18 protein-coding genes are annotated in these 15,652 nt (G+C 51.2%); 7 read left to right on the forward strand and 11 right to left on the reverse strand.

All coding sequences use genetic code 11. The features are described 5' to 3' along the window. Window positions 1–12 precede the first annotated feature (12 nt). Genes ACX4JR_RS12790 through ACX4JR_RS12805 form a run of 4 tightly spaced genes read left to right on the forward strand, consistent with a single transcriptional unit; the run spans window position 13 to window position 4,206 of the window. The gene (locus tag ACX4JR_RS12790) at window positions 13–1,191 is read left to right on the forward strand and encodes an acetyl-CoA C-acetyltransferase (RefSeq protein WP_476058421.1); all 1,179 of its coding nucleotides are present in this window, start codon (window positions 13–15) and stop codon (window positions 1,189–1,191) included. 36 nt (window positions 1,192–1,227) lie between these two features. Continuing rightward, window positions 1,228–2,370 (forward strand): acyl-CoA dehydrogenase, encoded by a 1,143-nt coding sequence (locus ACX4JR_RS12795; protein WP_476058422.1) that lies wholly within the window; start codon window positions 1,228–1,230, stop codon window positions 2,368–2,370. A gap of 30 nt (window positions 2,371–2,400) precedes the next feature. After that, complete coding sequence (locus ACX4JR_RS12800) at window positions 2,401–3,387, forward strand: CoA transferase subunit A (RefSeq protein ID WP_476058423.1); 987 nt, start codon at window positions 2,401–2,403, stop codon at window positions 3,385–3,387. Next, window positions 3,388–4,206 (forward strand): CoA-transferase subunit beta, encoded by an 819-nt coding sequence (locus tag ACX4JR_RS12805; protein WP_476058424.1) that lies wholly within the window; start codon window positions 3,388–3,390, stop codon window positions 4,204–4,206. Here the strand turns inward: ACX4JR_RS12805 and ACX4JR_RS12810 are convergent. After that, window positions 4,199–4,483, reverse strand: coding sequence for a hypothetical protein (locus ACX4JR_RS12810; protein WP_476058425.1), 285 nt, complete (start codon window positions 4,481–4,483; stop codon window positions 4,199–4,201). The two genes, ACX4JR_RS12805 and ACX4JR_RS12810, sit on opposite strands and share 8 nt — an antisense overlap. Window positions 4,484–4,748: 265 nt before the next feature. Between ACX4JR_RS12810 and ACX4JR_RS12815 the strand changes: the two genes are divergently transcribed. Continuing rightward, window positions 4,749–4,961, forward strand: coding sequence for a transcriptional regulator (locus ACX4JR_RS12815; protein WP_476060561.1), 213 nt, complete (start codon window positions 4,749–4,751; stop codon window positions 4,959–4,961). A gap of 241 nt (window positions 4,962–5,202) precedes the next feature. After that, entirely contained in the window at window positions 5,203–5,823 is a 621-nt protein-coding gene (locus ACX4JR_RS12820; RefSeq protein WP_476058426.1) for a GNAT family N-acetyltransferase, read from the forward strand. A 53-nt stretch (window positions 5,824–5,876) separates the two neighbouring features. Here ACX4JR_RS12820 and ACX4JR_RS12825 read toward each other — a convergent pair whose 3' ends face one another. The 4 genes from ACX4JR_RS12825 to ACX4JR_RS12840 all read right to left on the reverse strand — a co-directional run bounded on the left by ACX4JR_RS12825 (window position 5,877) and on the right by ACX4JR_RS12840 (window position 9,074). After that, the gene (locus ACX4JR_RS12825; RefSeq protein ID WP_476058427.1) at window positions 5,877–6,713 is read right to left on the reverse strand and encodes a basic amino acid ABC transporter substrate-binding protein; all 837 of its coding nucleotides are present in this window, start codon (window positions 6,711–6,713) and stop codon (window positions 5,877–5,879) included. A 216-nt stretch (window positions 6,714–6,929) separates the two neighbouring features. Further along, window positions 6,930–8,186 (reverse strand): group II intron reverse transcriptase/maturase, encoded by a 1,257-nt coding sequence (gene ltrA / locus ACX4JR_RS12830; protein WP_476060484.1) that lies wholly within the window; start codon window positions 8,184–8,186, stop codon window positions 6,930–6,932. Between the two features lie 262 nt (window positions 8,187–8,448). After that, window positions 8,449–8,799 (reverse strand): hypothetical protein, encoded by a 351-nt coding sequence (locus ACX4JR_RS12835; protein ID WP_476058428.1) that lies wholly within the window; start codon window positions 8,797–8,799, stop codon window positions 8,449–8,451. After that, on the reverse strand, window positions 8,796–9,074 hold the full coding sequence (locus ACX4JR_RS12840; RefSeq protein ID WP_476060562.1) for a DUF503 domain-containing protein: 279 nt from the start codon (window positions 9,072–9,074) through the stop codon (window positions 8,796–8,798). Before ACX4JR_RS12840 ends, ACX4JR_RS12835 begins: the two co-directional genes overlap by 4 nt. 212 nt (window positions 9,075–9,286) lie before the next feature. On the opposite strand from ACX4JR_RS12840, the gene ACX4JR_RS12845 reads away from it, so the two are divergent. After that, entirely contained in the window at window positions 9,287–9,451 is a 165-nt protein-coding gene (locus ACX4JR_RS12845) for an asparagine synthase (RefSeq protein WP_476058429.1), read from the forward strand. 66 nt (window positions 9,452–9,517) lie between these two features. Here the strand turns inward: ACX4JR_RS12845 and ACX4JR_RS12850 are convergent, their stop codons facing one another. From ACX4JR_RS12850 to ACX4JR_RS12875, 6 genes are all read right to left on the reverse strand, one after another. Next, on the reverse strand, window positions 9,518–10,363 hold the full coding sequence (locus tag ACX4JR_RS12850) for a CoB--CoM heterodisulfide reductase iron-sulfur subunit B family protein (protein WP_476058430.1): 846 nt from the start codon (window positions 10,361–10,363) through the stop codon (window positions 9,518–9,520). Next, window positions 10,360–10,938 (reverse strand): 4Fe-4S dicluster domain-containing protein, encoded by a 579-nt coding sequence (locus ACX4JR_RS12855; RefSeq protein WP_476058431.1) that lies wholly within the window; start codon window positions 10,936–10,938, stop codon window positions 10,360–10,362. The genes ACX4JR_RS12850 and ACX4JR_RS12855 overlap by 4 nt, the downstream gene beginning before the upstream one ends. A gap of 12 nt (window positions 10,939–10,950) precedes the next feature. Next, window positions 10,951–12,069, reverse strand: a complete 1,119-nt coding sequence (locus ACX4JR_RS12860) for a Coenzyme F420 hydrogenase/dehydrogenase, beta subunit C-terminal domain (protein WP_476058432.1) — start codon at window positions 12,067–12,069, stop codon at window positions 10,951–10,953. Window positions 12,070–12,091: 22 nt separating this feature from the next. After that, window positions 12,092–12,547: a hydrogenase iron-sulfur subunit gene (locus ACX4JR_RS12865; protein WP_476060563.1), complete on the reverse strand. Its 456-nt coding sequence runs from the start codon at window positions 12,545–12,547 to the stop codon at window positions 12,092–12,094. 74 nt (window positions 12,548–12,621) lie between these two features. Next, window positions 12,622–14,559, reverse strand: coding sequence for a CoB--CoM heterodisulfide reductase iron-sulfur subunit A family protein (locus ACX4JR_RS12870; protein ID WP_476058433.1), 1,938 nt, complete (start codon window positions 14,557–14,559; stop codon window positions 12,622–12,624). Beyond that, on the reverse strand, window positions 14,531–15,643 hold the full coding sequence (locus ACX4JR_RS12875) for an FAD-dependent oxidoreductase (RefSeq protein WP_476058434.1): 1,113 nt from the start codon (window positions 15,641–15,643) through the stop codon (window positions 14,531–14,533). The genes ACX4JR_RS12870 and ACX4JR_RS12875 overlap by 29 nt, the downstream gene beginning before the upstream one ends. Window positions 15,644–15,652: the final 9 nt, after the last annotated feature.

A 15,652-nucleotide genomic window follows, 5' to 3' on the forward strand; every position in this document is an offset into this window, starting at 1 on the left:
GGAGCGACAATAATGCGGGAGTCAGTAATAGTCAGTGCGGCCCGAACACCCTTTGGGAAACTGGGCGGAGCACTTAAGCCCCTGAAAGCCGTACAGCTTGGCGGCATTGCCATCAAAGAAGCCGTCAACAGGGCCGGAATTGACGGCGCCCTGGTGGATAATGTTATTTTCGGCCAAGTTCTTCAGGGAGGATGCGGGCAAGCGCCTGCCCGGCAGGCTACCAGGGAAGCAGGGTTGCCCTGGGATGTACCCTCTGAAACCATAAACAAAGTTTGTGCCTCAGGCCTCAGGGCCGTCGCCATGGCCGACCAGGCCATTCGCGCCGGGGATGCCAACATCATAGTAGCCGGCGGCATGGAAAGCATGAGTAACGCACCTTATTTCGTTAATGCCCGCTGGAGCTTGCGGATGTTCGACACCAAATTTGTAGACTTGATGGTACATGACGGGCTCTGGTGTGCTTTCTATAACCGTCACATGGCCATTCACGGGGGAGAAGTTGCCCTGGAGTACGGTGTCAGCCGTGAAGAACAGGACCAGTGGGCCCTGGAAAGCCACCGAAAAGCAATAGCCGCTATAGATGCCGGCCGGCTTAAAGATGAAATTGTACCGGTCACCGTTCCGCAAAAGAAAGGTGAGCCGAAGGTGGTGGATACGGACGAAGCACCTCGCAGGGATACAAGTATAGAAGCACTCAGGAAGCTGCCACCTGTTTTTGACAAGAATAATACCGTTACCGCCGGTAACGCACCGGGCGTCAATGACGGTGCCGGCGCCCTGGTAGTCATGTCCAAGGAAAAGGCCGGAGAACTGGGGATAAAACCTCTGGCAACCATCCTAGGACACGCTTCGGTTTCCCAGGATGCCAAGTACATCGCCACCGTACCCGGTCTTTCCATAAATAAACTCTTAAAGCAAAAGGGCTTGACCATTGAACAAATTGACCTCTTCGAAGTTAACGAAGCCTTTGCCGCCGTAACTCTGGTGAGCCATAAAATCGCAGGTTATCCCCTGGAAAAGACCAATGTTAACGGCGGAGCCGTAGCCTTCGGCCACCCCATCGGCGCCAGCGGGGCCCGCATTCTGATGACCTTGATTTATGAACTGCGGCGCCGCGGCGGCGGCTTGGGCATTGCCGCCATCTGCAGCGGTGCGGCTCAAGGTGATGCAATGTTAGTAAAAGTTGAATAGCCGGCATACAAATTTTAACAAAGGAGTTGGATAAATATGCCATACATGTTGACCGAAGAGCAAAAAATGATGCGTGATATGGTAAGAAAGCTGGCTGAAAATGAAATTGCTCCCCGGGCAGTGGAAATAGACCGTACCCATGAATTCCCCCGGGACAATATCAAAAAAATGGGCGAGCTGGGACTCATGGGTGTACCCATTCCAGAGGAATACGGAGGAGCAGGGTGCGACTTCTTGTCCTATATCATCACCATTGAAGAAATTTCCCGGGCCTGTGCATCCACCGGTGTCATTCTGGCCGTGCACACCTCGGTGGGAACCTTGCCCATCCTTTATTTCGGCACTGAAGAACAAAAAAGAAAGTACATTCCCAAACTGGCATCCGGTGAATACCTGGGGGCTTTTGCCCTCACCGAGCCCCACGCCGGCTCCGACCCCTCAAAAATTAAAACTACGGCCAAGCTGGAAGGAGACTATTACATCGTAAACGGCAGCAAAATATTCATCACTAACGGCGGAGAAGCCGATATCTACTGCACTTTCGTGGTTACTGACAAGAGCAAGGGGCATAAGGGCATCACCGCCCTCCTGGTAGAAAAGGACACTCCCGGTTTCTATGTGGGTAAAAAAGAGGAAAAAATGGGCCTGCACGGTTCCTCGACCACAGAATTGATCTTTGACAACGCCAAAGTGCCCAAGGAAAATCTGCTGGGCAAAGAGGGTGAAGGCTTTAAGGTAGCCATGTCCCTTTTGGATGGGGGCCGGATCGGTATTGGCGCCCAAGCCGTCGGCATAGCCCAGGCCGCCCTGGATGCCGCCACGGCCTACGCCAAGGAAAGGGAACAATTCGGCAAGCCCATTGCCCAGCACCAGGCCATCCAGTTCATGCTGGCCGACATGGCTACCCAAGTTGAAGCAGCCCGCCTTTTGGTTTACCGGGCCGCCAGGATGCGGGACATGGGTCTCCCTCACAGTAAAGAAGCATCCATGGCTAAAATGTTCGCCACCGATACGGCAATGAAGGTAACCACCGATGCAGTACAGATTTTCGGCGGCTACGGTTACTGCAAGGAGTACAAGGTGGAACGCTACATGCGGGACGCCAAGATAACCCAAATTTATGAGGGCACCAACCAAATTCAGCGCATGGTTATCGCCAAGCGCATACTGGCTGACTAAAAAAGAGAGCATAGTAAAGGGGGCATAAAAATGTCAAGAATTAACAACAAAAGGATGACAGTGCCCGAGGCAGTGCGAAAATTTATAAAAGACGGAGATATGATAACCTTCAGTGGCTTTACCATTTGGCGCCGCCCCATGGCCGTAGTCTATGAAATAGTTCGTCAAGGGATAAAAGACCTTCACCTCATTGAGGTGAATTCAGGCACCCACAGTGAAGTTCTCATAGGCGCCGGTTGCGTAAAAATCTGGGAATCCTGCTGGATTGGCCACGAACTCTATGGAAAGCTGGGCGCAAATATGGCCCGCAAAGTTAAAAACGGGGAATTAATCGTTGAGGACTACAGCCACGTACACATGGTAATGCGCCTTGCTGCCGGTGCCATGGGTGTACCCTTCCTGCCCACTTATGCTTCCCTGGGCACCGATATCCTGAATCCGGAATACGACGTTTTGGGCAAGAAAGGTTTGCGAGACGGCAGCAATCCCCGCATCCCCGCTAAGAAGTTTAGCTTCGTGGAAGATCCTTTCTTTGGTGAACAAAAGGTTATCAATGTACCTGCTGCAAGACCCAATGTTTGTATTGCCCACGTCCAGCAGGTGGGGGACGAAGGAACCGTAAAAGTGATGGGTCAAAGGTACTCTGACAATGAGGCCATGAAAGCTGCTGACAAGCTTATCGTGGTAGCAGAAGAAATCGTACCGGAAGAAGTTATTCGCCAGGACCCCACAGCAAACCTGATACCCCATTACCTGGTGGATGCCATAATAGAACAACCGTGGGGGGCTCACCCCACCGGGTGTTTCGGTTACTATGAAGTAGACGGTGCCTTTATCCGCGACTTTTATGCCAAAACCAAGACTCAAGAGGGATTTGACGCCTGGGCGGAAGAATGGATATTCGGCGTAGGTGACTTTAACGAGTATTTGTATAAGCTTGGCTTTAACCGCCTGGACAGCCTGCGGGCCAATGCTGCCATGAAATACAGCTTGCGTGTCAAGAGGGGGGCGAGATAAATGCAATGGGAAAACAATCACCAGCCCGCTAAGCCGGGTGAATATAAGACTCTGGACCTGTTGGCGGTAGCCGGAGCCCGGGAAGTTAGGGACGGCGAGGTAGTCTTTGCCGGAACCGGACTCCCCATGCTGGCTGTAACCATGGCCCAGCGTACCACAGCACCACGGGCTTCCATTGTATACGAGGCCGGCTCCATGGACGGGAGGCCAATACACCTGCCGGCATCGGTGGGGGACGCCCGCTGCGAATATAAAGCATCAGTATCCAGCGGCCTTTTCGATGTGTTCAGCCAGCTCCAGCGTGGCGCCATAGACCTGGCCTTCTTGGGGGGAGCGGAAATTGACAAATACGGCAATGTAAACACCACTGCCATTGGAGATTATATGAAGCCCACCGTGCGCTTCACCGGCAGTGGCGGCAACGCTGACATCAACTCCCTGGCCCGCCGTACCGTTTTCATCATGGTACAGGAAAAGCGGCGCTTCAAAGAAGCCGTGGACTATGTTACTTCCCCCGGCTGGAGGGTTAGAGATTGGCCATCCGGGAAGTGGGTAACCCGCCAGGAAGCTTACGGAACCGTATTCCGCGGCGGACCGCATGCCGTAATAACCAATATGGCTGTATTCCGCTTCGATAAAGAGACCGGCTTAATGTATTTGGATACCGTTCACCCCGGATTTACCGTAGACGACGTTAAGGAAAATATGGGCTTTGACATTGATGTATCCCGGTGCAGGGGAGAAACCCCACCGCCCACTTATCATGAATTACATTTGCTTTACAATGTAATCGATCCCGAAGGAATATTTGTCACCTAATATTTCCAAATGATTTTGGGGATAGATTTTTTAAAAAATCTATCCCCTTTTTACTTGGCTGGTTCAATTGATTCAAAGTTAACATAACCCTATTTATAAGTCCTTCTATGCTTTCGATTTTTATATAAGCTTTTTCCAAGCATTCAGCTATTTTTTCCATATTCAAGGCATCTTTGGTCTCCACACCGGCAAACCACCTTGCCTCGTTAAGCAACTCTTCAGCTTCAGCAGCCAGCTTCCCCGCTTTTTCGTAAAACCTGCGCTCTTCCCTTTGCATACAAGCCCCCCTTATTCCTTTGGCATTACTACAATAATATAACCGTGTTTTGGGCTGGATATACATACCTTAATATTCTTTATAAGCATTATCTTATTTTTCTAAACTTCCTATAATTTTACAATAAAATCATTGGCCTGACAGCTTATTAATTAAAGAAAAAATGTTAATACTATATGTAACAAAAATATTTGCAAGGAGTGATAGCCCGTTGACACTAAATGAATATTTACTTAAAGCCAAGGAGCGTTTGCCTGAAGAAGCCATGAGAGTCATGAGGGCCCTTGGCGAAGAAGGCAGCATGAACAAAGAAGGTCTTTCCTTGACCGCAAAGGTTAAAAGGGCAGTTTTGGACCATGTGGTAATGCAGCTTTATGCCCTGGGCCTGATCGAAGTGGAAACCGAAGGTAAAAGTAAAATTTGCAGTCTTACACCGCTGGGAGACGACTTCCTTGAATTAATTGCCAAAGCCGGGTAAGTTTTACCCGGCTTTTTGCTTGATAAGCCAGTTAATGGCTGATTAAAAAATAGTAATTCGTAAAAAATAATATTAATTGTTATCTTAAAGACGCAATAATAAGAAAATTTTTAATTTAAGGACTTATACCGCCTTTATTGCAAAAATATGACCGCACTGGCATAATAACTTAAAAGGTAATTTTAGAGGGTTAAGTGGTCGCTTTTAACCGCTCAGCGGTTAAAAAGGAGGTTGGTGCCCTATGGCACAAAAAGTAAATTATAATTCTCCCAAGGGCATAGTGGTCTTAGAGGGCCCGGTTGCTGATAAAACTATTGAAGCACTGACCATGAACGATAAATTAAGTAACTTTCGACCTCCTGAAAAACAGAAAAAAGCCCTCGCAGAAATCAGCCAATTACCCAAAGGCATGGTCTATATTGCCCGTCACGAAAACGAAATTATAGGTTATATTACCTTTCACGAACCCGACGAATATACAAGGTGGATAAAGCACCCCAGGGTTTTAGAAATGGGGGCCATCGAAATTAGCGAGGACTGGCGCCGGTGCAGAATAGCCCAAAATCTTCTAAAATTTGCTTTTTCCAATCCTGAATTGGAAAACTACATTGTTATTACCATGGAATTCTGCTGGCACTGGGATGTCAGGGAAACGGGACTGGATATCTGGGACTACCAGAGGATGCTCAGCAAATTATTTGGCTCGGTAGGATTAGAAAAGGTACCCACTGACGACCCGGACATTTTGGAACACCCGGCCAATGTACTTATGGCCAGATTTGGTAAGAATGTTTCCCCGGAAGACCGCATGTTATTTGAACAAATGACCTTTGAAGGCAAGTTAAAATTCGTAGTAAGTTAATTATGAAAGCCCTCCGCCACCAGGTGGAGGGCTTTTAAACATTGCTGCTATTTTTATTGCTGGAACACCTCTCCCGGTAAATATTCCGGTGGCTCTTCACCGAACCACTTCTTGTAAATTTGATCAAACTTGCTGTTTTCCTTTAAAAGTTCCAAGGCACTATTAACTTGTTCCAAAATTTCCGGTTTATCCTTGGGTACTGCAATACCATAGTATCTACTGGTCTTTAAATCGCCCACGATTTTCACACCGTCATTACCCTGCTTGATAAAATAAGCAATAACAGGGAAATCATTAATTACGGCATCCACGTTTCCGCTTTTCAATGCCATGAAAGCATCGTTAATGGTATTATAATCAATTACCTTGACATTGGGAATCTTGCGAGCCTCATCGGCGCCGGTAGTTGCAATTTGAACTCCCACTGTCTTACCTTCCAGGTCGTCAAACCCTTTAATATCCTCATTGGCGGCCTGAACCGCCACACACTGGCCGGAACGATAGTAAGGATAAGAAAAATTTACTTTCTCCTTGCGTTTTTCGGTAATGGTTATGGCCGAAATGGCCATCTCTACGCTGGAGCTCTCCAGGGCCGGAATAATATCCTCAAAATCCATACTGCGAATTTCATAATTCCAGCTGTTAACCCCGGCTATGGCTTTAATGAGGTCCATATCAAAACCAATATATTCTCCCGTATTCTCATCCAGAAATGCAAAGGGAGCGCGATCAGTAGCCGAAGCAACTATAAACTTTTGAGATAAAGCAGCTCCCCCATTACCGACCGGCTCACTGGCAGTCTCCGCCGTATCCTTTCCGCTGCAGCCGGTAACGGCCGCCAGGACTATAACGAATAACACTATAAATACCAACCTGAGCCACTTTTTCATTAATGGTTCCCTCCCGTATAAACTCAGAAAAAACAAAAACTCTTTTAACCTCCCTCCCCTTCCAAAGGCACCTTCCTTTTTTTATAACACTTAAATTTTCCATTAGCCCTGCCAAAATCCTCCTGCAATTTATAAAATTGCAACTAATCGAGTAGGAGGGGGTGATTAACCCCCGTCCTCTCACACCACCCAGCATGCGGGTCCGCACTGGGCGGTTCACCAAGCGCTACGAATAAAATGATAACGCTCGGTTAAACTCATGAGGCCCTGGGCCTGCCAGTAGGCAGTGTTCAGGGCATTGTTTAATGGGCCGCCGGTTATGCGCCAGTATCCCTTACGGGTGTTCGCCAGCTGGTGTGCGACCCATTCCGGGAGACCGAGGGCCCGCAATTCCCGGTAACGGGTGCGAACCCGTTTCCATTGTTTCCACAGGCACATGCGCAGGCGCCTTCGTAACCAGCCTTCAATATCCATTAATCTGTTGGACATGTCGGCCAGTGCAAAATATCCTACCCAACCCATCAGGTACTGGTTAATCCGCTGGATGCGTTCTTCCATGCTTATGCTTTTGCTTCGAGAAGTTAGTTCCCGGATTTTGTCCTTCAGCCGCTTGATGGTTTGAGGGGCCAGGCGGATGCGCACTTGCCCCTTGATTTTGTACATGCTAAAACCAAGGAATTTGCGCTTCCATGGACGGTCTACCGCGCTCTTGGTCTCGTTTACTTTGAGTTTTAACCGTTTCTGCAGGTAGGCGGTTATGCTGGCCTTGACCCTTTCTCCGGCCCGGCGGCTGCGAACATAGATGTTGCAGTCGTCAGCATACCTGACAAAGCGGTGTCCCCGCTTCTCCAGCTCTTTGTCCAGGTCATCAAGTATGATGTTGGCCAGTAGCGGGCTTAGAGGCCCACCTTGTGGTGTGCCCTCGTCCGTTACCAGGACCAAACCATTTACCATGACCCCGGATTGCAGGTATAGCCGGATTAGTTTGAGTATGCGCTTATCTTTGACTTTGCGCGCTACCCTGGCCATGAGGATATCGTGGTTCACCTGGTCGAAGAATTTCTCCAGGTCGATGTCCACTACCCATTCATAACCTTCTTGCACATATTGCCGCGCTTTGCGCACGGCATCATGCGCGCGACGCCCGGGCCTGAATCCATAGCTGTTGGGTGAAAATCCAGGGTCGAATATGGGCGTCAGTACCTGCAGAAGTGCCTGCTGGATTAAGCGGTCTATCAAGGTTGGGATTCCCAGAAGTCGCACTCCGCCGCCCGGTTTCGGGATTTCGACCCGGCGCACGGGTTGCGGCCTGTAGGTCCCGGCGAGCAGTTCTTTACGTATGCGCTCCCAGTTCTCTCGCAGATAGGCACGGAAGGATTCAACCGTCACTCCATCTACCCCGGGGGCTCCTTTGTTTTGCTCTACCCTCTTTAGTGCCGCCAGCATGTTGCTTCGCGCAAGCATGGCTTCCAGCAGGTTGTTATCATTTCCTTCGCGGGATGCATCCTCGGGTCGTGCCGGAGACACACTCGGCCCTCCCGCGGTCCCCCGCGGCTTCACCGCTTCCTCCCGCGGGCAGGCTCCGTTTGGAGTTTTCTGCTGTCTTCGCATGTCTCGCGAACTTGCCAAGTTCATCCCTCCACCTGGTGTTCGGTCCTTCCCTGCTTTGACGTCTGAAGCAGGTACTATGACCTCTGCTGACTTCTGCCGGTTCAGCCGGGCCTCTCGACCCGGGTTACCCAGCACTCAAGTTCTGAGTGCTGGGCATATCCGGCAGACCTCCCCGGGTAAGAGCGATAACTTTCCTCCCACACCCGCCGCGTTTACCGCCATACCCCTTGGCAGCATTGGGCTTTGCCTTGTCTTGCAGGCTCGCCCGAATATGACGGCCTCGCCCGCGGTTCGTGGTCCTCGGGTCGGGATTTTGCCTCGGGCTTCCTTCGGATTCCACGTCGCCGTGGACACCCTTGCCGTTGGCTAGCGGTTGGTGCTGCCAACCCCCGCAGGGGACTTTCACCCCCAAGTTATCGCCCATGCCGGGCGCACAAGCACCAAACCTGCCGGGTTCCCCAGCAGGTTTTTTCATAAAAGCTCGGTTCTATAATCCAGCAATTCCACCCCGTTATGAAACTCAATAAAACTAATCACCGCTGATAACACCTTATGTACATGGGCCGATTCATTGCTGACCGTGGAAACACCAATGGTTGAAAATTGCCAGGAATCCTGTTTGCCGACCTCGGCCACCGCTACATTAAACTTGGTCTTTAGCCTGTCCAGCAAACTTTTTAAGACCCTTCTTTTCCCCTTTAAAGATGTTACCTCTCCCATAAAAAGTTCTACAGTTAAAACGCCCACCACCAATAAACCTGACCTCCCGTCATTACCATTGTGCATCAATTCCAAATACCGGAAATCTTTTTTCACCGGCTAATCACAATAAAGGATGTATAAGAATCTATCAATTAATTTTATCCAGGTACATGAAAAAATCCTCTTTAAATTCAATGCCAAACATAAAGAAAGCTGCTATGGTTAAAATAAACTTGAACTCTAACAAAGGGGGGATATATATGAATACCGGCGCATTAATGACCGTCCTTGGTACCATTGAATCCGGAACAGGCCTGGCCTTGCGGGAAAGAAACCCTCTCCTGGGATGGAGCCTCACGGGAATAGGCCTGGCTAAAACAGTTTACGGAATATTGGATATGACCAAGGAACCCCATGAGCGTTAGAGTTCCGGGAAGGGAATAACAGCCCTTCCCGACCTCCAAAAATAAAAAACCGCTCATATGAACGGTTTATGTAATAATATCCAAAACAGGCACCGGGTCGATCAAATGTTTTGCCAGCCAGCCCTGGGCTTCATCCAAGCCCAGGGCCAGCCCGACCAGTTCGGTAAAATAGAAGGAAGGCATTATATCCCGGTCCTTTTTCTGTCTCATTTCCAAATTACTCTGGCAGAGCGGGCAGGCCGTAACAATAGCCGAGGCCCCCGCTTCCCGGGCAGCACCCACCAGCCGGGCCACGGCACCCTCCACCACGCTGGTATTGGTCAAGGAAAGGCTGGCCCCACAACATTCCGTTTTATAGGACCATTTTAGCGACTCCCCGCCTAAAATTGCTACCAGTCTATCCAGCATTTCGGGATGTTCAGCCCTGTCAAAGCCCCTTACTTCAGGGGGGCGCACCATAAGACAGCCGTAGTAGCTAACCACCTTCAACCCCCGGAGCGGCTTAATAACCTTACCGGCAATGTGTTCAAAGCCCACCCCGGTTACCAGGGCCTCAAGCAGCGACAGAATCTTAATTTTTCCTTCATATTTGAATTCGACGATCACTTCCACTTCCCGGCGCACCCCTTCATTATGGCGCAGCAAATAATCAGCCTTGCGAAGACGGCTAAAACACGCGGCACAGGGAACCGCCACGTCCAGGCCCTTCTCCTGGGCCAGAGCAATATTGCGTGCCGGCAGGGCTGCGGCCAGCCTGTGGTCCAAATTATGGGCGGAAGTGGCCCCGCAACAACTCCAATCTTCCAGTTCCACCAGTTCCAGCCCCAGGGCGGCGCACACCGACCGGGAAGAATGGTTGTATTCTTTGGCGGTGGATTCCAGGGAACAACCGGGATAATAGGCCATTTTCATCCTTGTTTACCCCCTTCCCGGGCCTTCTCCACTCTGGTAAAAATTTTACGAATGCCCTTTTTATCTTTGATGCCCCTTGGTAGAAGGGGCAGCTTACCCTTTCTAAACAATTTAAATCCAAGATCCAGGTCAGTAAACATCTGTCCCGTTCTTAGCTTGTATTTGGCCATGAGCAGGCTCTCATGCACACGGCCCCTGGCCTTGACTTCATCCAGAAACATGCGGTGGAAAGTCTCCGTTTGTTTTTCCCCGGCCATACTGCCGGCGGATGACACGGCCCTTAAGGCATCCATTACCTCGGAAATCCTGATGCCATTGGGACAGCGTACACCGCAGGTTTCACAGCCGGAACACAGCCAGATGGCCGAACTTCTTAAAACACGGTCCCTCAAGCCAAAGTAAACCATTCTTATAACCTGACTGGGGGTATAATCAAAATAATCTCCTATGGGGCAGCCGGCAGCGCATTTCTGGCACTGGTAGCAGAGTTCAATGGGCTGCCCGCTTTTTTCTTTGACCTGCGCAAAAAAATCAGGGTCGCTCTGCAAAACCTCTCCACCGTCAATTATTCTCACAGGCTTACCCCCCTACCTCGGCTCCAGCTCATTTTCCCTGTACGTTGTCTGGGGTAGTTCTTCATCGAGGCTCCGCCCGGGAACATAATCAAAAATACCCTGAACTTTCCTGCCCGCCAGCCCAAAGAGCAAGGTAAGCGGCAACTTGCCGGGACAGGCACTTTCACAGTGCCCGCAGCCAACACAGCTGAGTCCCATGTGGTTTACCCTGGTTATGTGGAAAAGCAAGGTGTCAGTGGGCATCTTGATAACGTTTTTTTGCCGGGCCCATTTCAGATAGTCGTCCGGCTCGTGCTTAAGCACGGGCGAGGTAAAAACACATTCCTGGCAGAAACAAATGGGGCAGGCCTGGCGGCAGTTATAGCAGCGCAGGCATCCGGCCAGTTCATCGACCATGGCCGGTAAAGTTCTCGTCCGGGCCGCAAACTCCTCAAACTGCTTTTCTTTGAAAGACTCCCTTTCCCCGCGAATACGTTCAACGGCATCCCCTCTACCTGAAACTTCCCCAGCTTCTTTAAGGCCCAATTTGCCAACTTCGCCAGCCAACAGGTCATCTACTTCTATAATTAATTCCTTAGCAGGATCCAGGCCGACCCAGCCAATGGATATTTGGGCATGTTCCGCCGCTATGTGCCCGCACATGGCGCAGGCGGGCCGGATATCCCTGTCTCCGGCAGAAGTTTCTCCCCTGGCAGCAGCAGTAAGCCATTCATCAAGGTTCCAATTTCCATTGGCAACCAGGCTGCGATAATCCCCGGGCTCAAAAGTGCCCACGCAGTCCACGCCGACTATCACCAAATTATCCAGGGAAGCCTGCTGCAGCTTAACCAGTTCCACCAGCGCCCTGGTTTCACAGGAGCGCAAAACAACACCTATTTTCTCCCCCGGGTCCTTAACGGTAAGACTGGAAACTATCCTGGCAGCGTTTACCATGGCCACCGGTGCCAGGGGATTAATGCTATGCAAACCTTCCGGGCTTTTTACCAGTGTGGCTACCACGGTACTGCCGGATTTTACCTCCTGGGGCACGAGCAGGGAATCTATTACTCCCTTTTCCATCAGCCCCCGGAAAAAGGAAGCCAGGGCTCCATTGATATTCTGTTTTCCCGTTTCCACTGTATAAGTCCTCATTTAAACCTTAAAACCTCCTGCATTAAATTTCCCACAACTTGCGGGTGGGATTGGGCCCCAGTTCTTTTAGCTTTTTCACCATCTCGGCAACGGTCTGGGCAAATAACTTCCCCTCCGAGGCACTGATAAAGCGGAACCAAACCCGCTCGGGATTAATACCGAAGGCCTCAAGGGAGGATTTTAATATTGCTATCCGGCGGCGGGCCTTGTAATTGCCACTACCATAGTGGCAGTCACCGGCATGTCACCCGCCCACCAGCACACCGTCCGCCCCGTCCAGGAGAGGTCGCAGAATATACAGCGGGTCCACGGCCCCCGAACACATTACTCTCACCAGGCGGATATTGGGCGGGTATTGGATCCTTGAAGTACCGGCCAGGTCGGCGCCGGCATAACTGCACCAGTTGCATACCAGGCCGATTATTTGCGGCTCAAAGCCCTCTTCCGGATTAAGCGCCTTTTCAGTTTTTTCTTTAATGTATTCTTGTACCGGAAGCTTGTCATCTTTTTTTAAGGGCATGCTCATGGGAAACCATCTCCTTACGTTATTCTCTAAGAAATTGCCGCCTTCATCATTGCCAGCAGCTGTCCCTTTTCAAAGCCTCTCTGCTGGCTCGCCCCGCCGGGACAGGCCGCCACGCAGGCGCCGCAGCCCTGGCACAGCGCCTCCGTTACACCGGCCACGCCCGTATTTTCATCGATATACCGGGCATCGTAGCTGCAGGCCTTTACACAAAGCCCGCACCCTATGCAGGCCTCCTCATCCACGTAAGCGGTAATGGCCACATTTTCCAAACGGTCCTTGGAAAGCAGGGTTACTGCCCTCATGGCCGCGGCGTTGGCCTGGACAATTGCCTCGCCCACCAGTTTGGGCGAGTGGGCCAGACCGCACAGGTAAAGTCCCTCGGCGGCAAAATCCACCGGGCGCAGTTTCATGTGCGCTTCCAGTAAAAATCCCTCGTCGTTAAGGGCCACTTTAAACAGCTGGCCTAACTTTTCGTTATCTTCGTTGGGCTGCACGCCGGTACTGAGAACCAGCAAATCGGCATCAATGGCCAGTGTATATCCCAGGACGTGATCTTTAACTTTAACCTCTATACCCCTGCTTCCGGCGGTTACCTCGGGTTTTTCCTCCGGCTCATAGCGGACGAAGACAACACCTTTTTGCCTTGCTTCGGTGTAATATTTTTCCCTGATTCCGTACACGCGCACATCCCTGTAAAGGACATAAACATTGGCACCGGGGTTCATCTCTTTTATCTTCAGGGCATTTTTAACGGCCTGGGTACAGCATATCCTGCTGCAGTAGGGTCTTTTTTCATCCCGCGAGCCTACACACTGGATCATAACCACATTTTTAATACCGCCTGCTTCACCCCGGCTCAACCGGTTCTCCAGCTCGGTCTGGGTTACCACATTGGGGCTTTCCCCGTACAGGTATTCGGCAGGCCTTGCCTCCCGGGCGCCGGTGGCCAGGATGGCGCAGCCGTGCACAATTTCCTTCATATCACCGGCCACATTAATTTTGGTCCTGTAATTACCCGGGTACCCCCTCACTTCCGCCACCGTACTGCCGGTAAATACATGAATTTTGGGGTTGTTTTGCACCCGGCCCAGCATATCTTCCAGTAAAGCGGCGGGATCTTGCCCATCAATGGAATAGCGGATGTTTCTCAGCCACCCGCCCAGCTCGGAAGATTTCTCCACCAGGAACACTTCAAACCCCTGTTCCGCCAGGGAAAGGGAGGCAGCCATGCCGGCAACCCCGCCCCCCACCACCAGCGCGCTGCGGTTAATATCCGTATACGTTGTGGGAATGGGCTCCAGCATGCGGGCCCGGGCCACCGCCATGCGCACCAGGTCTTTTGCCTTTTCCGTTGCCGCCTCCCCCTGCTTCCTGTGCACCCACGAGGAATGTTCACGGATATTAACGTGTTCATATAAATACGGGTTGAAGCCTGCTTCCTTCAGGGCATTTTGGAACAGCGGGGCATGGGTCCTGGGGGTGCACGAGGCAACAACCACCCGGTTCAATTTTTGGAACTTTATACGCTTTTTAATTTTATCCAGGCTATCCTGGGCGCAGGCAAAGAGAAACTCCTCGGCAAAGGCTACGTCCTTTAAGGTCCTGGCGTATTTCACCACTTCGGAAACATTAATTACACTGCCTATGTTAATTCCGCAATTGCAGACAAATACCCCCACCCGGGGCTGTTCACCTGTAACGTCCCTTTCCGGAACTTCAGGCTTGCTCTTGATACAGGTGCCCCGGACATCACCCAGGAGGCGGGAAACATAGCCTGCAGCCGCGCTGGCCTCCACAACGGCTTCGGGGATATCCTTCGGACCGGCAAATGTACCTGCCGCAAATACACCGGGGCGGCTGGTAGTGCAGATTTCAGCCCCTTGAGCACAAAAACCGAATTCATCAAGATTAACCCCGACCACCCGTGCCAGTTCCTCAGTTCCTTCCGACGGCTTTATCCCCACACGAAAGGACCACCAGGTCGAACTCCTCCTCCAGCATTTTGCCGGAAGGAGTGCGGTATCTGAGCAGCAGGTTTTTGCTCTGCTGCAGCTCCTTTACCGAGGAAACCATACATTTTACATACCGTATTCCGTATTCCTTTCGGGCCCGCTCGTAGTACTGCTCAAACCCTTTACCGAAGGCCCGCACGTCAATACAGAATATAGAGGCCTCAAGGCCGGGAACGTGCTCCCGGGCCACCATGGCTTCCTTGGTGGCATACATACAGCAAACACCTGAACAATAATTCCTGTTCTTGCCCGGCTCCCGGGAGCCGACACACTGGATAAAGGCAACCTTTTTGGGCTCTTTCCCGTCAGAGGGCCTTACCAGGTGACCCTGGTGGGGGCCGGAGGCACTGAGAAGCCTTTCAAACTGCAGGCTGGTTACCACATTTTCGTAAATTCCGTAGCCGAATTCACCCCGCAGCCCCGCGTCAAAAATTTCGAAGCCCGGGGCAAGGATTACCGCTCCCACCTGAATGTCCACCATTTCTTCTTCCATCTGGTGATTAATGGCCTTGCGGGCGCATTTTTCCTCGCAGGCCCCGCATTCAATGCAGTTTTCCTTATCGATGACGTAGGCATTGGGATAGGCCTGGGCATAGGGCTTGTAAATAGCCTTGCTCTGGTCAAGCCCCTGGTTAAACTTGTTTTCCACCGTTTGCGGGCAAACGGTTTCGCAGCGGCCGCAGCTGACGCACAGGTCCGTGTCTACGTAGCGCGGGTGTTTTTTTATGGTAGCCAGGAAATTTCCCGGCCCGCCTTCCAGTTTCACCAGCTCGGACATGGTCATAACTTCAATATTCATGTGCCCCCCCACATCCACCACCCGGGGTGAGAGGATACACATGGAACAATCATTGGTGGGAAAAGTTTTGTCCAGCATGGGCATGGTTCCGGCTATACTGGGCTTGCGTTCAACCAGATAAACCTTAAAGCCCGCTTCGGCCAGATCCAAAGCCGACTGCATACCGCTGATGCCGGATCCCACCACTAAAACCGCTCCTACCTTCTTTTCGAGCATCTCGTTAACTTGCGCACTCATACTTTCACC

The sequence above is a fragment of the Desulfofundulus sp. JL263-se genome (assembly GCF_056316025.1).